The 22,807-nt window shown below is 42.3% G+C and carries 19 protein-coding genes; 8 read left to right on the top strand and 11 right to left on the bottom strand.

Translation table 11 applies throughout. From position 1 onward, the window contains the following. Window positions 1-56: 56 nt before the first annotated feature. Together BM176_RS17545 and BM176_RS17540 are read right to left on the bottom strand one after the other, a co-directional pair. Window positions 57-1,703, bottom strand: coding sequence for an autotransporter outer membrane beta-barrel domain-containing protein (locus BM176_RS17545; RefSeq protein WP_090105403.1), 1,647 nt, complete (start codon window positions 1,701-1,703; stop codon window positions 57-59). A 33-nt stretch (window positions 1,704-1,736) separates the two neighbouring features. Then, window positions 1,737-4,808, bottom strand: a complete 3,072-nt coding sequence (locus BM176_RS17540; protein ID WP_090105401.1) for a tetratricopeptide repeat protein — start codon at window positions 4,806-4,808, stop codon at window positions 1,737-1,739. Window positions 4,809-5,099: 291 nt separating this feature from the next. On the opposite strand from BM176_RS17540, the gene BM176_RS17535 reads away from it, so the two are divergent. The 3 genes from BM176_RS17535 (at window position 5,100) to BM176_RS17525 (ending at window position 7,982) form a co-directional block, all read left to right on the top strand. Then, a complete protein-coding gene (locus BM176_RS17535) occupies window positions 5,100-5,510 on the top strand; it encodes a hypothetical protein (protein ID WP_143097844.1) in 411 nt (136 codons plus the stop codon). 70 nt (window positions 5,511-5,580) lie between these two features. Then, window positions 5,581-6,189, top strand: coding sequence for an RNA polymerase sigma factor (locus tag BM176_RS17530; RefSeq protein ID WP_255373537.1), 609 nt, complete (start codon window positions 5,581-5,583; stop codon window positions 6,187-6,189). 14 nt (window positions 6,190-6,203) lie between these two features. Next, complete coding sequence (locus tag BM176_RS17525) at window positions 6,204-7,982, top strand: hypothetical protein (protein WP_143097843.1); 1,779 nt, start codon at window positions 6,204-6,206, stop codon at window positions 7,980-7,982. Between the two features lie 97 nt (window positions 7,983-8,079). Here BM176_RS17525 and BM176_RS17520 read toward each other — a convergent pair whose 3' ends face one another. Then, the gene (locus BM176_RS17520) at window positions 8,080-9,009 is read right to left on the bottom strand and encodes a hypothetical protein (protein WP_143097842.1); all 930 of its coding nucleotides are present in this window, start codon (window positions 9,007-9,009) and stop codon (window positions 8,080-8,082) included. A gap of 662 nt (window positions 9,010-9,671) precedes the next feature. On the opposite strand from BM176_RS17520, the gene BM176_RS17515 reads away from it, so the two are divergent. From BM176_RS17515 to BM176_RS17500, 4 genes are read left to right on the top strand one after another with little or no spacing between them, the layout of a single operon-like run. After that, window positions 9,672-10,082 (top strand): DoxX family protein, encoded by a 411-nt coding sequence (locus tag BM176_RS17515; RefSeq protein WP_090105394.1) that lies wholly within the window; start codon window positions 9,672-9,674, stop codon window positions 10,080-10,082. Window positions 10,083-10,141: 59 nt separating this feature from the next. After that, a complete protein-coding gene (locus tag BM176_RS17510; RefSeq protein WP_090105392.1) occupies window positions 10,142-10,570 on the top strand; it encodes an acyl-CoA thioesterase in 429 nt (142 codons plus the stop codon). 2 nt (window positions 10,571-10,572) lie between these two features. After that, the gene (locus tag BM176_RS17505; protein WP_090105390.1) at window positions 10,573-11,817 is read left to right on the top strand and encodes a CinA family nicotinamide mononucleotide deamidase-related protein; all 1,245 of its coding nucleotides are present in this window, start codon (window positions 10,573-10,575) and stop codon (window positions 11,815-11,817) included. Between the two features lie 39 nt (window positions 11,818-11,856). Continuing rightward, a complete protein-coding gene (locus BM176_RS17500; RefSeq protein ID WP_090105388.1) occupies window positions 11,857-13,221 on the top strand; it encodes a dihydrolipoamide acetyltransferase family protein in 1,365 nt (454 codons plus the stop codon). Window positions 13,222-13,490: 269 nt separating this feature from the next. Here BM176_RS17500 and BM176_RS17495 read toward each other — a convergent pair whose 3' ends face one another. After that, window positions 13,491-13,823, bottom strand: a complete 333-nt coding sequence (locus BM176_RS17495) for an RNA recognition motif domain-containing protein (protein WP_089783217.1) — start codon at window positions 13,821-13,823, stop codon at window positions 13,491-13,493. Window positions 13,824-14,070: 247 nt separating this feature from the next. On the opposite strand from BM176_RS17495, the gene BM176_RS17490 reads away from it, so the two are divergent. Beyond that, window positions 14,071-14,790, top strand: coding sequence for a hypothetical protein (locus BM176_RS17490; RefSeq protein WP_090105386.1), 720 nt, complete (start codon window positions 14,071-14,073; stop codon window positions 14,788-14,790). Between the two features lie 64 nt (window positions 14,791-14,854). On the opposite strand, the gene BM176_RS17485 is transcribed toward BM176_RS17490, so the two are convergent. From BM176_RS17485 to BM176_RS17455, 7 genes are all read right to left on the bottom strand, one after another. Then, a complete protein-coding gene (locus tag BM176_RS17485; protein WP_090105384.1) occupies window positions 14,855-15,469 on the bottom strand; it encodes a DUF4230 domain-containing protein in 615 nt (204 codons plus the stop codon). An 85-nt stretch (window positions 15,470-15,554) separates the two neighbouring features. After that, on the bottom strand, window positions 15,555-16,049 hold the full coding sequence (locus tag BM176_RS17480) for a cupin domain-containing protein (protein WP_090105382.1): 495 nt from the start codon (window positions 16,047-16,049) through the stop codon (window positions 15,555-15,557). 77 nt (window positions 16,050-16,126) lie between these two features. Continuing rightward, a complete protein-coding gene (locus BM176_RS17475) occupies window positions 16,127-16,954 on the bottom strand; it encodes a DUF6597 domain-containing transcriptional factor (RefSeq protein ID WP_143097841.1) in 828 nt (275 codons plus the stop codon). Between the two features lie 182 nt (window positions 16,955-17,136). Next, on the bottom strand, window positions 17,137-19,851 hold the full coding sequence (locus tag BM176_RS17470) for an alpha/beta hydrolase family protein (RefSeq protein ID WP_090105378.1): 2,715 nt from the start codon (window positions 19,849-19,851) through the stop codon (window positions 17,137-17,139). A 476-nt stretch (window positions 19,852-20,327) separates the two neighbouring features. After that, window positions 20,328-21,206, bottom strand: coding sequence for a DMT family transporter (locus BM176_RS17465; protein ID WP_090105376.1), 879 nt, complete (start codon window positions 21,204-21,206; stop codon window positions 20,328-20,330). Between the two features lie 7 nt (window positions 21,207-21,213). Then, window positions 21,214-21,960, bottom strand: coding sequence for a polyprenol monophosphomannose synthase (locus BM176_RS17460; RefSeq protein WP_090105374.1), 747 nt, complete (start codon window positions 21,958-21,960; stop codon window positions 21,214-21,216). Between the two features lie 68 nt (window positions 21,961-22,028). Beyond that, on the bottom strand, window positions 22,029-22,802 hold the full coding sequence (locus BM176_RS17455; protein WP_090105372.1) for a 3'-5' exonuclease: 774 nt from the start codon (window positions 22,800-22,802) through the stop codon (window positions 22,029-22,031). Between the last annotated feature and the right edge of the window lie 5 nt (window positions 22,803-22,807).

Genomic DNA, 22,807 nt, shown 5'->3' with positions numbered 1-22,807 from the left:
CTAATTGGGTAATCTAATATAACCCAATTAGCCATTTTCAGCGCAATTTTACAACTTTAAAATTTAATCATCACACCTCCTACAACATTTAGGCCATAAGTCTGATACCCATTCCAGCGTTGATAATGCGAATTAAAGAGATTATTTGCATTTATCCACAGGTTGAAATTCTTGCCTATATCATAGTTTGCACCGGCATTCATATCCCATGCACTTTTGTTTTTGGCAAAATCTTTATTCACCATCTGGTAATAGCTGCTACCCAGGAAAAACAGGTTAGCATTCAGATGCAGCTTTTGGGCAATAGTGTATTGCGCAAAGGCATCTGTCCGGAAAGGCACCAGTCCCCAGGGTTTTACTTCCGTTTTCTGTTTGTTGTAATTGAACCAGTCAAGGCTAAAGCGCAGCTGGAACTTCTCTTCCTGTATGTAACCTACTTCTGCATGCAGGTTAAATGCTCTCAGCTCTTCTTCGTTTTTTGTATAAAAAGTTTTACCATCCAGGCTGTCATTCACGAACAGCGGCAGATTGTAATATGTAACAGCGGCAAATTTGGTGTTGTAGGTGAAGTGACTGCCCAGTGTTCCTTTGATACCAGTATATTTTTCTTCTATGCGGGTATTGAGGATGCCAGGGCCATAGCTACCCAGGAACGGGTTCTGATTAGCCAGATTCCGGAAACTATTTTTCTGAATATATGAAGTCCAGCCACTGCTCAGAATCAGTTTTTTATAGATGATATGTGACTCGTTCACGATATCCGGCAGCAGGTAGAATTTACTGTTGGTCCAGGTAGGGTTTACGCCTGCATGTAATACAAACCGTGGTTTGATGATTTCGAATGCAGGATGGATGGCCACTACATTGTTATTCACCTGTGGCAGGTCGTCCTGTTTGAAAGAGGACAAATCAAATACACCCTCTGCACGAATGTAAATGTCTTCGAACAATTGTTTGCTCACAGGCACTTTCAGCAGTACGGTAGGTTCTTTACGTTTGTAGGAGTCGCTGAAATAAATGAATTTGGCAGATGGTTCAAACTTGAATGCCCAGTCATTCAGCGGCCTGTTTTTAACGCCTACCTGCGCAGTAAACTGGCTAAAAGCCTGTTTCACGTCGGATTTACTGTAGTCGTACAGGATGTGGTCATAACCATAATAATGGATCTGGTTACGATCGAATCCGATAGCGCCATTCACTTCCAGGATGGGAGTGAAGTAAGTACCGGATGCCAGGATATTCAATGCACTATAATCCTGATTTTTGATATCTCCTTTGGAAGATGTATAACTGCCGTACAGTCCGAAGTTATATTTATCATTCCTGCCGCTGCCAAAGCCTGCCTGGATCAGTGGGGTACTATAGTTGCCAAAGCCTGCCTTTATAAAGTTGTTCTGTAGTTTATTCAGAGAATCTTTACCAAGGGCAAGTGGTTTCAGGGGCACTGGCTGGTACATAAAGTATAGATTCAGCGCAGGTACCTGGTACTGTAATTTGGGACGGGTAGTATCAAAACCTGGCAGGGAAGCCGTCAGGTTCAGTTTCGCCGCATCCCGCAGCTTAGGTCTGTAGTTGGAGATGATATCGATGGTTTCCTGTTTCAGTCCCTCCTGGGCATATGCCTGCTGTTGCAGTAAAATACCCGCCACACTGCATCCTGTCACTGTCAGAAACCGGTTTATATGTTTGATATACGCGTTCATGCTTATCGTAATTCGTAATTTGACAATTCGTAATTATTTGTTGGATTTCATTTTAGACGCTGCTTTCTCGTCCAGTTCAGCCTTTACCAGCTTATCTTTTGCTTCCTGTTTCAGTTCAGCGATGCTGCAATTTTCAGCAATACTCTGGTAAGTGGCCTTAGCATTGAAATAGTCCTTCTGACTAGCATAGATATCTCCTAAAAGAATATAGGATTTAGCTACCCACCGCTCATATCCCGGTGTATTTTTTATCACATCAAAACCGGCTTTCTCGGCATTGGTAAGATCATTTTTCTGGAACAGGCACCACGCAATATTGTAACGCGCTTCAGCACCGATCTCGGATTTGGTCATACCAGCAGCTATCTTATATTCCTTGATAGCTTCATCATACTGGTTTTGTTCCTGTTCTGCACGGCCCAGGTAAAAATGACCGGTTATCTGGTCGTCTGTACTGATGTTGGTGCTTGACAGGAGGATCTCTGCATAATTATTCACCTCATCCCAATGTTTCAGCTGATAGTTGCTGCGCAGCAGGCCACGGGTAGCAGTGAAAGTATTTTCTTTTGTAGTGGAAAGGTCCTGCAGTTGCAGATAATAAGTACGCGCCTTTTCATAATTCTTCTGCTGGAAGAAGTTGATGTTGGCCGCCTGAAGGGCCGCACGCTCTGCATAGAGGCTGTTATTTTTTGATAACACAAACTCATAACCCGGCAGAGCATTCGTATAATCTTTATTGTTATACGCACATTCTGATTTGAAGAAGTTGGCCGGTAATACGAACTGCCCGTTAGGGTATTTCTGCAGGTAACTGTTAAATGCGATGGTAGCCCCGGCACAGTCGCCGCTGCTGAATTTACTCTCAGCAGTAGCATAGGTGAGGGAATCCTCTACGGAAGTACTTACAGTTCTGCCGGTAGATTTCAACAAAGCCACATATGCATCCGTTTTACCTTGTCCCACATAAATATCCTTGATACTATTCAGCGCTTCGTTAGCTTCCGGCGAGTTTGGGTATTTCTCCACTACCTGACGGTAATAGGAGATGGCCTTGGTTTCGTTATCCTTATTAAAATAGCTTAATCCCAGTTTTAACAATGCCCTTGGCGCATTAGCACCGTTAGGTTGTTTCTGCAGCACATTTTCCAGGTAGGGAATAGCCTCTGTGTATTTTTCTTCCGCAAGGTAGGTATTAGCTATTTCCAGGTCGGCATCATTACTGAAGTTAGAAGTTGGGAATTTATCTCCCAGTTGTTTCAGCATATTCAGTTTTTCTGTCTGTTTGCCCTGGATGCCCAGCATAATACTTTTCTGATAAGTAGCATAATCAGACCCCGGGAGGTTGCCTGCAATGATCTTATCGTACAATGCTGTAGCCTTTGGATAGTCTTTCAGCATGTAATAACAGTCCGCACTACGGATAATTGCATCATTGGTGATACGGGCTGCATTGGGGCCGGTAGTTCTTTGTGCGGCCTCAAAATGTTGCAGCGCCCTTGCATAGTCTTCTTTTTTCAGCAGGCTATAACCCATGTTATAACTGGCTGTTTGTGCATTTGCCTCTCCAGAAGCCGGAACAGTACCGGTAAGATAGGTGTTCAGGTGTGTGATGGCAGCATCGGTATTATTCTGGCGCATTGCTATTTCTGCTTTCCAGAAGTGGGCAAGTTGAGTAATATTATTATCGTAAGGATTTTTAAGGGTAATATCCAGCAGTCTGTCTGCCTCTGCCAGCTGCTGATCATTGATCAGTTCTGTAGCACGGCCGTAAGATACTTTCTGGTAGGCCTTCAGCACAGTAGTATTCTTTTCGGGAATCTGCTCGATCATGGACAGCGCCTCTTTATAGTTATTGGTGTTCACCAGGAGGTTCACCAATATCTCGCGGGCTTCCTTATTGTAGGTTGAGTTTGGGTAAGCAGTTGTGAAGCTGGTGAGTTCTGTGATAGCAGCATCCTGGTAGCCCAGTTCATATGATAGTTTACCATAGTTGAAACGGGAAATCTCCTGTTGCTGGGCATTAGCACTGTTACGGGCACAAAAGGCAAAGGCATTGCGTGCATTGGCTTTCTGACCGGTACGCAGGTAGCAGTCGCCCAGCAGGTACATAGAGTTTTGCCCCAGGGAATCTTTTTCACTGCTCAGTTGTTTGAATCCGCCAATTGCTTTTGCATAATTACCGGTTTGATAGTAGCTATAAGACAGCTGGTAGATATCTTCTTTACGTACTTCTTCTGCATTATCCTGGAATTCCTGAAGGTAGGGAAGTGCCTTCTGGTACTCCTTTCTTTCGAAATATGCCTGTCCAAGCAGCTGTTTCATTTCTGCTTCGTAATACATACCGCCTTTTTTAATAAGAGGTTCTGTATAGCTTATCAGCTGATCACGTTTGCCCTGGAAGTAATAGATTTCAGCAATGTAGTAAGGAACGATATTGCTGTATTTAGGTTCATTCACCACCCGCTGGAAGCTGGTAAGTGCATCATTATACTGGTGATTATAATAGGAGATGAAGCCGTAGTAGTAATTGGCCGGTATATAATATTTGCCGGGAATCTCTTTAATAGAGCCAAAGAGAGGTTGGGCTTTCTGGAAGTCTTTCACATTGAAGTAGCAATAGGCCAGTTCGAACTTGGCTTCAGCTATTTCGCTATTGGAAAGGTTTTCTATATTAGCCTTTTCATACAGAGGAATGGCTTCTTTCAGCTTATTCTGGTGAAAATAGTATTTAGCCAGCTGGTAGCTTACGAGTTGTTCCCGGGCATTATTATTATAAAGGGCCAGGAATTCCAGCGCCAGTTTTTCACCATTTGGCTGTCCCAGTTTCAGTGCACAAACAGTATAATAGTATTGTGCATCTGTTTTAACCAGGCTACGGCTGGTTTCCTGGAAGTAGCTGATATTATCGATGGTTTGCCTGAATAGTTGCATGGCCACGGCATACTTTTCCTGCTGGAAAAGCTGTTGGGCATCCTTAAATACTTTATCCGGATCTGTATAGATCCGTGTCTGCTGGGCTTTTGCCACAGGTGCCGTCAGAATACCCAGGGTGATCATGAATAAAAACAATTGTCCTGGAACAAGAAACTTTCTTATTAATTGCATGCCTTTAACCTGTTATGAACTTAAATATGCGTTTTAAAACGAATTCCGGATAGATTTTATTTTCTATTCAGAATCAATACGTAATGCTTTCAGGGTAACTTAAACAGGAGCAAATATAGCTATTTCAGGAAACGTTTAACTTCTCAAGAATCAAACCAACTTATTTGTACGGACCTGTGAATGAACCCTGAATTTAATCATATCCCCACTGGTAGGGCGTATAATATTTTTTTTCAAGGTACCCAACCTTTGGCTGCTTTCAACCAGTTTATCTTAGCAAAACAAATCTCTATGAAGAAATCCCTCTGTTTTGTATCATTAATTGTAGCAGGAATGGTGTATACCACATCGTGTAAAAAGGAAAGCTCCAATGACCGGAATCTGAAGACTTTAGGTCTCCTTAAAGACTCATTACCAACGGATTCGCTACCTGGAGATACGATCCCGCACGATACAATTCCGCACGATACTACTCATTTTCCGCATGATACTTTCCCTGGTCATGATACTACTCATTTCCCGCCTCATGATACGTCAACTTATCCTCCTCATCATCCGCCACATGATACAGTAACTTTTCCTCCGTATCCGCCTTACGACACTATTCCAGGTACTCCGGTAGATACTTTTGGGGAGAGGGTTTCCATTGCTGATGGCCTATATGATGTAACTATTAGAAATATGTATCGTTCTAGTATCTGATTTGAATTGAGTAATAACGCATATTAGCTAGTAAGCATGGTTAATATTTAAAAACCGGTCGCAATTCGTTTTGCGACCGGTAAGCCTGCTACAAGCCCGATATGTTTTACCTGCTTTTGTACTGTACCGCTTATATGTAAACCATCCGTTGGAAGACATACAGGAATTGATTAGCAAGTGTTTGAATAATGATCGTGTTGGTCAGGAAAAACTATACCGGAGGTTTTACCCTGCGCTGTTCTTGCTATGCCGGAAATTCTTTACTGATGAAAATGACGCGCTGGAAGCATTGAACGATGGGATGTTAAGAGTTTTTAAATATATCAAACAATATGATGAAAGCAAGGGGCAATTCTTTAACTGGGTATATACCATAGTGCGTAATGCCGCTTTGGATAAGTTGAAAAATAATAATACATATGCGAGCGTAGAGGTGACAGATCTTGTAATTGCTGGTAACGATAATCCGTTAGAGGCATTGGAATGGAAGGACATTTACACTTTGTTACATGTTTTACCCCCCGGCACAAGGGCTGTATGTGTATTATACTATATAGAAGGACTTGCGATCAATGAGATCTGCAGGCAATTACAATTAAGTGCAGGCACCGTAAAATGGCACCTGAGCGAAACAAGGAGTAAGCTGAAGCCCGTATTGCTGAGGTATCATTCCAAATAAATAATTCCAGTATAGTGGATGAACAATATTTAAATGAGGAGATGTTCAAAGGGGGAAAGCCGCCTGTCCCGATCCCTAAAGTGGATCGGGCATGGCATGGCATGGAGGAGCTGCTGAATAAGCAGTTGCCAGTAATGCATACCCCTGCTCCATCCAGCTGGTGGTTAAATATTAAGGTGGCGGTTCTTGGTATAGTCGCAACTGGAATGTCAATCTTTCTGCAGGGAGGGAATGAAAGTCTGCAGGGTAAAAGAGTTCCTCCCGCTGAGATAACGAAGCAAACAAATAATGATACAATACTCTCCGCAACTGATTCATTAAAGGAAATATTTTCTGTTTCTGATAGTTCACATATAGATTCATCAAACGGGTTATCGGGGCTTTTCAGCAACCAGAACATTATTTATTTGCAATCTGCAAATGGGCGTGTAGTAACATCGCAATCATTATCGGTAAATAATTATTCCCAACGGGTATTTACAAGTGACCGTGAGAAAGGGAGTATAGTAACATCGCAATTATCATCTGCAAATAGTCATTCACAACAAACATCTGGTAATACTCGTGAGAAAAGGAGTGTAGTAACTTCACAATTATCATCTGCAAATAGTCATTCACAACAAACATCCGCAAGTACCCATGAGAAAGGGCGTGTAGCAACTTCACAATTATCATCCGCAAGTAATCATTTACAACAAGTATCTGCAAATGATCGCATGAAAGTGCGTGCAACAACTTCACAATTATCATCTGCAAATAGTCATTCACAACATGTATCTACAAGCTACCGGGAGAAAAGGCGTGTAGCTGCTTCGAAATTATCATCTGTAAGTAATCATTCGCAACAAGTATTTGCAACTAACAATTCTGAAGCTAGTACAGCAATCAATAAGAATAAACAACAATCAGCAACTAACAATTCGAAAAATAGAGGTATAACTTATAAGAATAAACGATATTCAAAATCACCATCTGTAACAAATCAATCGTTATCCGGTGAGGGAATAACATCTCATGAGAATGAGTTACATATACAACCATTATCTGAAACAGAACAGAGCACTGCAATCGTTCCTCAAAGAATAAGTTTAACAACACTTCCTTTAAGATCTGGAAAATCACAGGGACTGACTCATACCAATATGCGGGTATTTCTTCCTGAGGTAAATTCAAAAGGAGGGCCTTCAGGATTAAGTACATGGTGTTTATGGCTGCAATTGAATGTGCCGGTACCATTGTCCGACAGTAAATATTATTCTGCGGGGCCGAAAGGAAATAATGCTTTTTACCGGAACCTGATTCCTTCATTACGTGTAGAAAAGAAGATCGGCAAATCATCGCTTTCAATGGATCTTCGTCCATTCAGCAGTGCATTGTTACCATTAGATAGTGGGCAACATTCTTATGACACACTTAATCTTAACCGCACTAAAAAGCGTATGCTAAAGCAATTTGGTCCGGAAGTAACATTGCAATACCACTATCCTGTTTACAGGCATTGGTATATCAGTGCCGGAATTGGAGCATCCTGGTGGCAGAAGGCAATTTTTGAGCAAACAAATTCAAGAGATACCTTAGCACCAACAACAGGTATTATTACTGCCTCAAAAGATGATTGGAAAAACTATTCCCGCTTCAGGCTGACGAGTACAATTGAATTGTACTATGAAACGCCCAAGTGGCAGATAGGGGTACGTACAGGTATTCCCTTAAATAAATACAGCAATGATTCAGCTTATATAAGAAAACCCTTGCAGGTGGAATTTATGTTAAGGAGAAGGATAAAATGGTAACACCAAAAGCATATACATCCTTACGGATATATATGCTTTTAGGTCCGGTTAGCCAACGGTAGATTTTCTTAAATAAAAAGTGTGACTTTAAAATATACTAATTTAAATAATAAAGGTGGATTCCACTGCCACGGCCTTTTGATCCAACACCACTCAAAGAAACGCTAAACTCTACAGGAGGTCTGCTGGCTGAAATACTGAAACTGGCGGTAGGTGTAGCCCATCCGTATCCCCAGGAAATCTGAGAATAAGAATTGGTACGTTTATAACGGGCCCATTTAGCAGCTGCACTTCCTACACTCATCCAGGCATCAGTAGAACCTGAATGGGCAACTATTTTTCCATTCTCTACGAGGATGGTATGTTTAATTACTACTTTTCCACGCGTGCCGCCCCATACCCATTTAATTTTAAAGTTTTTAACTGTTGCTGTATAAGCAGTTCTGGCATCATCCTCAGATGTTTCAGAATCGTCTTTCACCAGGAACATGTTTGCAAGTACGTTATCATAAACAAGTCCTTGTGCATTATACACAGCTGTTGTAGTGAATTGTTTTCCTTCACTGGTCCATGTTAGTTCTGCAAGACCTTGTCCCAGCTGAACTAAAGTATCAAGAGCAGCACCTAATCTTACACGGAGATCTTGTGCATTCTCATCTCCGGCCTGACGGGCAATTGACAGTTCCTGGCTCCTTTCATTGATAGTACGCAGGCTGAAAGACGATTTATCTATACCATCGAAATAAGGTATCAGATTGTTGCCATCCAGCAATTGTTCTTTTGTACTTCTTAATTGTTCGGGGGTGATGGTTCCGTCAATAAAACGATAACCAGTGAGTTTGATATCTACTACCGCATGTCCATTCCAGAACGTGATGGTAGAATCTAATTGTTCTCGAACGCGGGCTTGGTTGACATTCAATTGAGGCTGTTGTTCCTTGCTATCCTGCAGGTCTTTTTTGCAACTCCAGAGGAATAATGGAACACAAGCTACTAAGAGGGAAATTTTCAGATGTTGGGTTTTCATAAGAATTAATTGAAAGGTTAATTGGCTAACCAGGAGAATCATGGGTTTTTCAAGATTATAGGTTATATGGTTATAAGCAGCAATACAATTACCTATGCAGATGGGTATCCAGCCAGCAATATCACTAATTAAAGCAGCATAGGTTTCTAAACAGAGCATGGGTTTCCACTCAGCAATATCACTAATTAAGCAGCAGCATAGTTATCTAAGCACAGTATGGTAATCCAGGCAATAGAATTGTTAATTTTAAATAGTAGTATAGTTATCCAAACAGCGATATCATAATTTAAGCAGCAATATGGTTATCTAAGCACAGTATGGTTATCCAAGCAGCAGAATCATTATCTAAGCAGATAATATTAGGTTAATGCAATACTAAGCCAATTTGGATTAAATATCCAGTTTTTTATATTTAAATATTTAATTATATTCTTCCAGATATAATTGTCAAGTGAGGGAATTTGGTGATTCCACTATCATTCAATTGGCTATAATAAAGCCTATATATGGAGAGGATTTCTCACAACTATTTTTTCACTTCATAATTAGTTCTATTTTTGGCCCGCAACATGCAACAAAACAGACATACTACATATTAGCGATGTTTGTACAGCGTGTTTTGAGGGATAACTATTTTCGTGAATCAAATCAAATCTGTCTCTATGAGAAAACTATTTTCCACTGGCTTTACAAACGGATCTGTAAATTTCTCTCTTTTCGTGCTCCGCGTAGTATTTGGCGGATTGCTGGTAACCCAGCATGGCTGGGATAAGCTGATGAAATTTTCCTCGTTGAGGTATAGTTTCCCGGATCCTTTACACATAGGATCTACAGCATCTCTTTCTTTGACTGTATTTGCTGAGGTGTTATGTTCCATATTCCTTGTTTTAGGATTGCTTACCCGTCTGGCAGCTATTCCGCTGGTTATTACCTTTGGTGTAGTCGTTTTCATGATAAAAGGGAATGCTCCTGTCAGTGAAAAGGAATTACCAATCATGTATCTGGCTGCATTTATCGTAGTTCTTGCTGCAGGACCCGGAAAAGCAAGTGTGGACAGACTGATGGGTAAATAGAATATCTTAAATTGGCAGATTGAATTCCGTCAGGAGTTCTTCAAAGTTATATACGAAATATGTTTATATCAACAACGGAAATCCGTGTACGTTACGGAGAGACTGATCAGATGGGATATCTGTATTATGGTAATTATGCACTGTATTATGAAGTAGGAAGGGCAGAAGCTATCCGTACACTTGGATTTACTTATGCAGAACTCGAAAAGCAAGGAATTATCATGCCGGTAGCTGAGCTGAATGTGAAATACCTGCGGCCTGCTTATTACGATGATCTTATAACAGTGAGGACTATACTCAAAGAATTACCTGTTAGTCATAAGATACAGTTCCATTCAGAACTGTATAATCAAAAGGGAGAATTGCTGAATGTAGGGGTGACTACCCTGGTGTTTCTGCATGCAGATACCAGGCAGAAATATGGAATGCCTCCACTTATGATGGAGCGTCTGAGCCCCTTTTTTGAGAAAAAGCCTGCAATAGATTGATTATGGAAAGGGTATTAGTAAGCATTATTACTATTGGCGATGAATTGCTGATAGGACAAACAATAGATACCAACTCTGCCTGGATGGCTCAGCAACTGAATGCGATGGGGATCTGGGTACAGCGCCGGGTAGCTATCGGAGATGTGAAAGAGGCAATTCTGAAAGCATTGGAAGAAGAAGGTGCGATATCTGATATTGTTTTAATAACAGGGGGATTAGGGCCTACGGCTGATGATATTACGAAGCCGGTGCTGACCGGATACTTCGGAGGAAAGCTGGTTAGGGACGAGATTACTTACCAGCGGGTAATGCAGTTCTTTGAAAGCAGAGGGCTCCCTACGCTGCAAAGGAATGTTGACCAGTCCCTGGTACCAGATGTTTGTACAGTATTACATAATACCCGGGGAACAGCTCCGGGAATGTGGTTTGAAAAGAATGGGAAGATTTATGTGTCGCTGCCAGGTGTACCTCATGAAATGAAGGGCCTGATGGAAGATCACGTATTACCACGCCTGCGGGAGCACTTTAATACGCCCGCAGTAATGCATCAAACGTTGCTCACCTCCGGTATGGGAGAGTCTTTCATTGCTGAAAGATTGCTCAGCTTTGAAGCCGGACTACCACCGGAAATCAAGCTGGCGTACCTGCCAGCCTATGGAGTGCTGAAGCTGCGGCTCACAGCTTTTGGAGAAGACAAACTGTCTACCGCTGCAGCATTATCAATCTATTTTCACCAAATGAAAGACCTGTTGCCTGATATTGCCGTAGCAGACCAGGACATTCCCTTGGCAGAAGTGCTGGGGAAAATATTGGTGGAAAAGGGTAAAACCGTGGGCACTGCAGAAAGCTGTACAGGAGGATTCATTTCTCACAGTATGACCCTCATTCCTGGTAGTTCTGCCTGGTATGATGGGAGCGTGGTGACTTACTCCAATGAAATGAAGATGCAGCTGCTGGGTGTGAAGGCGGAAACGCTGGATAAATACGGTGCTGTAAGTGAAGAGGTAGTAATGGAGATGGCCGCCGGTGCCTTACGACAATTAAAAACAGACTATATCATAGCGGTATCAGGTATTATGGGCCCCGATGGAGGCACCCCTGAAAAGCCGGTAGGAACGGTATGGATCGCTGCTGGTAGCGCCGGTGAGCTGATCGCAGTAAAGCGTCAGCTGATCTATGACCGCTACAATAATATCCAGATGACAGCAGCCTATGCAATGAATGAATTGAGGAAGTTGATAGTTTAACTTACTTTTGTTTTCATACCAAAAGCAAAACACAATCTTATGGCCATTGTAGAACTGGTAATGCCCAAAATGGGGGAAAGTATAATGGAAGCCACCATATTACGTTGGCATAAAAAACCTGGGGACCTGGTTAAATCTGAAGAAACGGTGCTTGAAATTGCTACGGATAAGGTGGACAGCGAAGTACCTTCTATCGCCGATGGGGAAATTACCGAACTACTTTACGCGGAAAATGATGTGGTACCTGTTGGTGCCGTCATAGCACGTATCAACACCAGTGCAGAAGAACCGGCTGTTACCATCCCGGAAGCGCCGGCAGCACCTGAGTACACCGAAACTGTAACAGAAGAAGTTCCTTTGCAGGAAACTGTACGTGAACATCCGGAAGCGCAGTTTGTTACCAGTGGTGCCCGTTTTTACTCTCCGCTTGTGCTTACCATCGCACAACAGGAGGGGATCAGCTTTGCAGAACTGGAAAAAATCACTGGTACCGGCAATGAAGGCCGTGTTACCAAGAAAGACATTCTGCACTATGTTGAATCCAAAAGTAAAGGCATTGTAGCCACTCCGCAGGCTGCTCCTCCTCAGCCTAAACCGGCTGAAACAACTGTTGTTCCGGTATCAGTTTCTTCTCCATCCGTGACGATACAGCATCCAACAGTAAATAATAATGGTAGCACCCATAATTATGGTGGAAATGTAGAGATCATTGAGATGGATCGCATGCGTAAGATGATTGCTGAACATATGGTTCGAAGCAAACATACGAGTCCGCATGTAACCAGCTTTGCTGAAGCGGATGTAACCAATATGGTGAGATGGCGCGATCAGGTGAAGAAGGATTTTGAAAAGAGGGAAGGGGAGAAAATCACCTTTACACCACTTTTTATAGAAGCACTGGTAAAATGCATCAAAAAGTATCCATTAATAAACAGTTCACTGGACGGCGATAGGATTATTGTTAAAAAGGATATCAATGTAGGTATGGCTACGGCATTACCAACAGGTAACCTGATAGTACCGGTGATCCGTAATGCAGATATGCTGAACCTGGTAGGACTGACCAGGCAGGTAAACAACCTGGCAGCAGCTGCCCGTCAGAACCGTCTGAAACCGGATGCTACACAGAATGGTACTATCACATTAACGAATGTAGGCTCTTTTGGCAGCCTTGCAGGAACGCCTATCATCAACCAGCCCCAGGTAGCGATACTGGCTGTAGGGGTTATCAAAAAGCGTCCGGTGGTGATAGAGACAGAGCATGGTGATACGATTGCTATCCGCCATATGATGTACCTGTCATTGTCATATGATCACCGTGTTGTGGATGGTGCGTTAGGGTCTACCTTCCTTAGTGCGATTGCAACTGAGCTGGAACATTTCGATCCTCACAGAGAATATTAATAAACAGTTTTTAGCCCGGCTTCTGCAGAAGGAGCCGGGTTTTTTATTTTTGATTCCCCCCAACGTCCTTTCTTTGCTACAATCACTACAAAAAAATACGAATAAGACAGTTATAAGGGAGGATTACACTTATTCCTGAATGTGCTTTAGAGAGCTATAAACATGATACTTCAGAGCATTGTGTAAAAATCATCGCACTAAAAAAGCCCCGAAGCATAATGCCCGGAGCTTTCTTAAATTTCTTGACCGAATAGCTTTGGTCAACAGAATTAATAACGACCACGACCGCCGCCGCCGCCGTATCCACCGCCGCCGCCACGGTTACCACCAAATCCACCACCTCTAGAGTTATTATTCGGTTGTTTAGGTCTTGCTTCGTTTACCATCAGCTGTTTGCCTTCGATTTCAGTTCCGTTCAAACTGTCCATAGCCTTACTACCTTCTTCCTGGTTGGCCATCTCGACAAAACCGAATCCGCGGGAACGGCCTGTTTCATGGTCCTTGATAATTTTAGCGGAAGTCACTTCGCCAAATTCGCTGAATATCTGGTGAAGGTCCTCATCGTTCAACCTGTAGTGCAGGTTGGCTACGTAAATGTTCATGACTAAAAAATTAAAAAAATGAAAAATAATATTGAAGATAAAGAAATAAGTTCAATAAATACATAGCCCTATGAAATAATTTAACAAAGCAGGTAAACAAGGTGGTTTTATCCCACTGATAGGGCTTATAGCTAGCATTTTAGTCCAATTTTAAATTTTTGCTAAGCTTAAATTAACACATAAGTGATATTTAAAAGTGCTCCATTTTTCGTAAATTAAGTGTAATGATCCATTAAATTTTATTACGATGAGTAATTTGAGCGAAACATGGTTTGCAGACGGTTATATCGACTTTGAGCAGAAAAAATATGCCTTACTGGCTTATCTTCAGCAGATTAACCGCTACTTCAACGAAAATAAATTGTACCCGCAACTGGCAGATGTGGTCTTTCATTACAATAATCTTGTAGCTTTTAAAGACAACAAGCAGTTTCTGCAGCAGCAATTCCCTAAACGGCTAACGGCTATCAATATGGAACGCCTGCAGCTGCTCTACGAACAGATGGTAGCAGACGATGAACTGATGCTGGAACTCGAAAGTATTATCCAGTACGCTATTCATAAACTGAATGGTACTATCCGGGAAGGAGCTGAGATCTATGAATTTGTGGAAGGCAGCCTTGATATTTCACCTGTGGGCCTTATCCCACTGGATTCACAGGAGGGTTACTTTTTCCTGTGCGATGGCAGTCACAGGCAAACACTGGTGTACGAATACCGGCTGAGCATCTTTGAAAGGCATGATGAGAAGTACAGGGGAATTCATACCCAGTATATCGATACCTACGCCAAAGATCTGGTGCATTCCTGCGAACATATCAAAACCAGCCTGATCCGCCAGCGAAAAAAACTACCCAATCCTGCAGTGTACAGAGTAGATACAAAACTGGTATTTCCTGTTGAAGAAACCTTACTGCCGATAGCCAAGCGCAGCCTTGTAAAATATATCGCTAAGAATGCAGCCTGAGCAGGGGTAAAAGTGCTTTGGACAAATGCTGAAATGCATCCCTGAAAATGCGGTTTAAACGCCCCTAATTTAGCGGATTATAAGCGGTGTTGTCAAATGCTATTTCTAACTGGTGATCGGCGAGAAATGGCTGGTAATATTGCTTTATAATCTTAGCAATCTTATCCTTTGACTGGCTAAGATATAACTTGTTGTTTTCAAGCTGTTCCCGGGAAGTTTTGTAAAGTTTCTTCTGTACATCGGTATAGGTTTCGTCATCCTGGAACAGGAACCATCCCTTCCGGTTGGCGGTTTCCATTTTGTCGACTGTCAGCTCATAACTCAGCAGATGAGGCTCTGGCAGGTTTACTACGATCTTCTTGTCAGAAATCGTAACATGGAAATTCTTTTCACTGATATCAACACCGTATTTAGCCTGGTAGGGGATAGATACCCAGATGGTATTTTCCAGGAAAGCCTTCTTCATATTACTGGACCAGGAGCCATCTTCCTCAATATTACTACGCTTGATATTGGCTACACCCTGTACCTCCAGGCTGGCCAGTTCTGCTATCTCTCTCACGATCAGGCTATTGGAAAGGATACTCTGGTTTACATTCTTGCTGCCAAATTGTTTACCCAGCCAGAATACCAGTATTATAAGTGCTGTGAAAAAAATGAAACGTAGAAATCTTTTCATAACGAAAAACTAATGAAAATAATTAATTACCTACAATCCCTGTGGAGAATGCAAAATATTAAAAATAGCTGTAAAATACCAGCAGTTATGGCTCTCTTGTAAGTTCTCCTATCAGGGCAGCATGTGCAGGATAGCTGGTCTGTAAAGACTGGCGACCGGCCAGTTCAAAATCAGCAAAATCAAATCCCGGCGCTACGGTACAGCCTACCAGTGTAAAGCCATTCTCTCCAGCCACACGTGAAGCAAACCAGTTACCGGCAGTAATTACCAGTTGCGGTTTTTCCCCCAGGTGGAAATTCAGTCCCAGCTTATGTATGGTAAGTTGCCCTGAAGGGTCAATCTCATAGATATTTAATGGATTCCCATCATAAAAATGCCACATCTCATCCGATTTAATACGGTGAAAAGCAGAAAAATCCGCATTCTCCAATAGGAAATAGATCCCGGTAGATGCGTTCCTGTTACCTGTCATAACAGGGGAGCGGTATGTTTCGCTGAAAGCGCCTCCTTCAATATGCGATTGTAACTGAAGATGTTCCCGCCAGTAAGCGGCATTATGTGTCTTGTAATCCGTGGACATATTCCGAAGATAAGGCTTTAAATAAAAAAAAACAGCCTGCCGGAAGGCAGACTGCTCAAGAATATATGTATAAATGATCAGGCAACAGCCATAGGTCGTACCATTTGTGCAATAACCGGCATATTAGTCTGCTGATCCATTACAGGGGGCTCTCCTTTAAAAAACTGGAAATCCTGAATGAATTGTGCATGATTGTAATAATCGTTGGTGGTGATGAATGACTGCCATTGTTCTACGGTCATTTTCTGCATATTACGCATTGCATCTCTGAAGCGGAGCATACGTGCATACAGTTGTGGTGTGATACCAATCACTTCCATGAACTTCCTTTCCAGGGTAGGACGGGAAGTTTTGAACTTCCGCGTAAGACGATCAATGTTGATATAGCCCTGATGGCGAAGCATATAATCGGCTACTTCATCTACCTGTTTCAACGGATGATTATTTTCTGCCAGCATGGAAGTAAACGCGTTGTTCAGCGTAATATCCAGACTGATAGGATCAATCGTAGTTGCAAGGTCCTGTGTCAGTTTCTGCCAGCTGCAATTGTTATGCTTCTGCAGATCGCGGTAGTAGTTATTGAAAGCCGACATATCCAGACCTGCCAGTTTATAACACCCATAAGCGTTCAGTTGCACTACCGTCATTTTTACCGGGCCTTTCACTCTTATCTGGTGGTGGCAGGTAAAGTGTCCAATCACGGACGCAGAGGGTAAAGTAAATGATGCATGCTGGCTCGGTTGAAATGTCACTTCTCCTTCCTGCAGGAATACCATGTAAAGGTCTCCAAGGGAAAAAAGATTTTGTGGCAGATTAATCAATCCACTGTTGGCATTCTCCAGATAGTAGTAATGCTTTACGTAGGGGACCAGCGTAGCAGCCGGGTGATAGATTCGGAAGTTCATAGGATCTGAATATACTGTGTTACGAGATATCCACACAGGCACTTAGGGCCATCGGTTTTCAATACAAACATATGGGAATGTAAGTATATAAAAAAATATAATTTGAGTGTATTGAAAGCCAGTTGTTTGTATTGTCCAAACTGGCAAAACAGCCATGAATGCGTAAAAACCGGGGGTGGAAATCATTCTTTCCATCCCCAGTTTTTACCCTTTTCAGTAGCTGGCACGCCTGAGAGCATCCATTCAGGAATGGGTGCATCTTTTAAATAATAGTCAAAGAATTGCTGTTCACGGCGTTGTATATCTTTTCTGTTTTGCCGGAGGATGAGATTATGTGCTTCATTGTTGTAATTAAGCAACCATACCTGTTTCCCCAATCGTCTTAAACCAGTAAATAATTCTATACCCTGATACCAGGGAACGGCACCATCTGCATCATTACTCATAATAGCAAGAGGTGTATTAACTGCCGGTAAATGAAACAGGGGAGAGTTCTCAATATACAATTCAGGTTTATCCCATAAGGTAGCGCCTATACGACTTTGTGAACGTTCATACTGAAACTGTCTGTTCATACCGGTTTCCCAGCGGATTCCACCATAAGCGCTCGTCATATTTGCTACCGGAGCACCAGCCCATGCAGCTTTAAACAGGTTGGTTTGTGTAATGAGATAAGCTACCTGGTAGCCACCCCAGCTTTGCCCCTGGATGCCCATATGCAGACTGTCTACCCAACTGTTTGCTGCTAATGCCCTGGCACCACTCACGATATAGTTATAAGCACTTTTACCGGGATATCCATTCTCATAGGTGATATCAGGAGCCAGCACAAGATAACCACGGCTTACAAAGAAAGAGATATTGAGTCGTGATGGTGTTGGTGTTGGAGGTATGTAGTTATACATTCCATCAGTGAGTTTCTCATAGAAGTAAAGTATCACCGGATACTTTTTCGTGCTGTCAAAATCTTCAGGTTTATACAGAATACCTTCCGCCGGTTTACCATTGTAGGCAGTCCATTTGAAGAGGGATACAGTCCCCCAGTTATATTGTTGTTGTTGCGGATTGATATGACTGATCTGCACGTCTTTTTTGAGATAAGAGTTTATATACAAGTCAGGTGAACGTTCGTAACTACCCTTTGTATAAATGCTTACAGGCGTACTTTTTGCTTTCACGGGATCGCTGAAGGAGAACGGCCCCATGACCAGTTTTTCAGGGGCAAGGATTATCTTTTTTCCTGGCAATTGATACCATCCGTTTTCTTTGGTTACCTCATTAAAAGTTTCCAGTAATAATTGCTGTCCCCCAATAAAATAACGTTCGTCTTTATCCAGACGGATATTACGGAAGCGCAGTTTTTGTTGCCGTCCCAATCCCTTTGTTAGCATTAATGGCGCTCTTTTAGCAGCCGGATCCAGTTGCCATATATCATAACGGTCATAGATATACACATTTGCATCCTGGAATTGCCAGCCGGCCACTCCATAAGGGCCGGGAGCATCCGGATGATCATCATCTTCCTCATACATTGGAACAGGAACCTGTGCACTGATATTACGGCTGATGCCTGTCGCCGTTTCATAAGTGAACCAGTGTCGTTGCTGCACATCGTACCAGAGAATATATTTACCATCAGGAGAAATAGTACTGCTGCTGTCAAGATGTTCCTTCACCACTTTACGTGAACCATCATTCATGTTCACGACGTATGCAGTTTTAAGCGTATTACCTGTCCACTGCATAGCTACACGTTCTCCTTTATCGGTATGTCCCAGCGCATACATACTGTTGCCTTCATCAGCAGGGATCAGATTTTCCATATCCTTATCAGCCAGTTGAATTACTTTCCCGACAGCGGGATAATAAACGGCAGTATAACTTCTTTTGAGTTCTTTATCTGCATTTTTCAATTGCATCGGTTGCAGGAAATCATCTTTATAATTCCATATATCAACCTTTGCTACTTCAAAATCTACTATGCTGGTATCTTTAGGAATAGGAGCAGGTGCTGTACCAAAAAACAGTCTTTCTCCATTTCTGCTGAACCATACTTTACCATCAGGACTGATTGTCCATTCAGCAGGAATATGACTGTTATGTTGAGCAGCAGCAATTAAACCGCTATCCTGTCCGGAACTGTAATAATACAGTTGGAAAAGTTGAACCAATGCCTTTGCGCTATCGCGGGAACTGCACCATGCAGCCTGTTTTCCTGTTTCATCGAAAGCAAACTGTTTACGGATACCCGGACCTCGGCTCAGCGTATCTGCTTTGTGAGTGGCCACATCCCATAACAATACGCCTTCTTTTATTTCTATCAGCAGCTTGTTGCCCGGTTTACTGAAAGTATATTCCTGAACATTCCGGATGGTATCTACCTGTTGTTTTTCCAGGTAAGCAATAACGAGTGTACCACTAGTACTATCATATTGCGGTTTTTCCTGTAGCCAGGCAATGACACCACTGCCTTTCTCCGGCGTTTTAAAGGACCTTACTGCTGTTGTTTTCCATATACTGTCTCTTCCTAAGGTAATAATGCCAAGAGAGTCTTTTGGCATGTCTGCGGCCTTTTTCTTTCTGATCTTAGCCTGTCGGGTAACAGCATAAAATGGTTTGATAGCAAAAAGGAGGTAGCGGCTATCTTCTGTGATCACAGGATTGCTCCCCCTGGGCACAGCCAGTTGTTGCTGGGTTTTACTGTTGTAAATCATCAGTGTGGCATCACCTTCCTGCGGAATGATGGTATAAGCCACCCATTGACCGTTAGCACTTATGACTTTACTGCCTATACTTTGCCAGTTGTCATATACGGTATGGTCCAGCGGTTTCTTTTGGGCATAAGAGCCGAAAGAAAGAGCGGAGAGTAGCATTATACAAGTCGTAATCCTTTTCATGCATCCAAAATAAAAAAAATACCAGTGTGGGAATTGAATTCTATACGAGTGGTTAATTACTCCTGAATCAGATCCTGGACAGTACTTAATGAACCAATTAATCCATAATATAGTCTTATATAAGCCTTACCTTTTAAGATAAGGCTTATATAAGGCTAAAATAAGACTAGGATAAGGCTTATATAAGGCTTATACTACTGATAAGGTACTACTACAGGGCTTTTAGAGTACTTTTAGGTAAGATACGTCCAAGGTATAGTATAGAGTGATAATGATTTATGTATAGTTTATTTTATGAATAAGCTATGATGCTTATTTTGAAGTCGGGTTAATCGGGGGGGAATCTATAAGAAGTTTTGGCGCGATATAGAAATCTATATTACGCCAAAACTTCTCATAGATTGTACTCTTTTGTCTCGGATACCCAACAGATGCGCACATCAGGAGTTGACGTGAGCTATTTAATATTTGAATAATTATGCGGCTTTCTGTATTGTACGGGAAACCCTGGTCATTTGTAGTACTACGGATAGGAGTATACAGCCTAATCCTGCATAAAAAGCAGGTGTTAGTTGTTTATTTTCATGAAAGAGGATAAAAGCCATTACGATGCTGTATAGTGGCTCCAGATTAAAGGTGAGATTTACAGTAAAGGGAGAGATTTTTGTCAGTGCATTCATCAGCAACATATACAGACACACCGTACACAGCCATGAAAGAATGAGCAGGTAGAATAGGTCTGATACAGAAGGCAGCTGCAAGGGCTGTGGAAATACATGGAGATAGAAGGGGAGGGCGAGGGTCAGTGCCAGCCATCCGACAGATAATTCATAGAAAGTAATGGTAGGCGTATCGTATTTGCTGATCAGGCGTTTATTGAAGATGGTGAACAGAGCCGCACATAAGGATGATATAATCCCAAGGATGATGCCGGTGCGGTATTCTGCATCAAAATGAAAGATGAGAATGATTCCACATAAGGTAAGGCCACTCAGCAGCAGTTCGGTTTTATCCAGACGATAGCGGTTGATCAGGGGATCTAAGATAGCGGTAAACAGGCTGGTGAGAGAAAAACAGACCACTGCGATAGATACATTTGAATACTTAATACTACCATAAAAGAAGAGCCAGTGAAGGGCTATTACTATACCGGTAAGACCGATGGGCACGATCTGTCTGAAAGAGAGCTTTGTGAGCATTTTCTTCCAGCGGAATATGACGTATAAAGTGATTATGGTGAAAAGTAGTCTGTACCAGACCAGCAGACCTTCGTTGAGGGTGATGAGTTTACCTAAAATGCCCGTAAAACCTGCCAGGAATACCGACAGGTGTAATTGTATCAGTGCTTTTTTCATGTCCGCTTTATTCGCTGTTTCTTACTCGTCTTTCATACTTGCGGAACAGGCTTTCCCATTGAATTTTAAGTACTCCGAGGACTCCTTCTTTTATAATCCCCTTACTCATTTTGGAATATCCTTCTTTACGGTCTTTAAAGGTGATGGGCACTTCTTTGATGAGGAAGCCCAGTTTCCAGGCCGTAAATTTCATCTCTATCTGGAAGGCATATCCCACAAACCGGATGGCATCCAGGTTGATGGCTTCCAGCACCTGGCGTTTATAACATACAAAACCTGCAGTTGCATCTTTTACATGGATCCAGGTAACAAACCGTACATATACAGATGCCCCACGGGAGAGCACAGCTCTGTCCCAGGGCCAGTTTTCTGTTTTGCCACCTTTTACATAGCGGGAGCCAACTGCCACATCACCGCCATCCTTTGCACAGGCATCGTAAAGCCTGATCAGGTCGGCCGGGTTATGGGAGAAATCGGCATCCATCTCAAAAATGTAGTTATATCCTTTTTCCAGTGCCCATTTGAAACCGTGGATATAGGCAGTACCTAATCCCTGTTTACCACTTCTTTCCGCCAGGAATAGTTCCTGAGGATGCTCTTTCTGGATGGATTTAACGATATTACCGGTACCATCTGGCGACCCATCGTCCACAATCAGGATATGAAAATCTTGTTGCAGAGAAAACACAGCGTCAATGATCTTACGGATATTATCCTTTTCATTGTACGTCGGAATGATGACAAGCTTTTCCAATCAGCAAATTGTTGTTTAAGGCTGCGAAATTAGTGTAATACCTAAAGAAAGTATGGATTTTATAAATATTAAATCTTTTTTAACATCATACTATGATAGATTTCTGTGAGTTTCTGCTTGGTATTCAAGGGGAAATCTGCTTTCATCATCCAATCATAATACTGAGGTTCTATTTTTAATACATCTCTAACAGCCCTGCCTTTATATTTGCCAAAATTGAATACTTCGTTACCGCTCTGCATCACCATTCTTCTCGCAAAGTCCACATACTCATCCTCTTTGGTGAAATCTGCCAGGTGTTCTACTTCAGATTGCAGCTGTTCATAACGGAGCAGCTGGGCTTCCAGGATCTCGTAGGTAGCCAGTGCATCGGCTTCTGCACTATGGGCATTTTCGAGACTTTTATCGCAGTAAAATTTATAGGCAGCGCTCAGTGTACGTTTTTCCATGAGGTGGAAAATCTTCTGTACATCCACAAATTTGCGGTCTTTCACATCAAATTCAAGGCCTGTACGTAAAAATTCTTCTACCAGCAGGGGGATATCAAAACGGTTTGAATTATAGCCAGCTATATCACAATTCTCCATGAACTGGCGCAGTTCATTGGCCGCTTGTTTAAAAGTCGGGCAATCTTTAATATCATCATCACTAATGCCATGAATAGCAGTAGAAGATGGAGGAATAGGCATTCCCGGGTGAATACGTTTCACCTTGGACTGAATGCTCTTGTCCGGGAACACTTTAATAATAGCAATTTCTATGATACGGTCAGTGGCCACATTGGTGCCAGTCGTTTCAAGATCAATAACGGCCAAGGGCCTTTTCAGTTGCAATGAGGGCATGACAA

The organism is Chitinophaga sp. CF118, from assembly GCF_900112615.1.
Classification (GTDB): Bacteria; Bacteroidota; Bacteroidia; order Chitinophagales; family Chitinophagaceae; genus Chitinophaga.
This window is presented reverse-complemented; position numbering and strand designations above follow the sequence as displayed.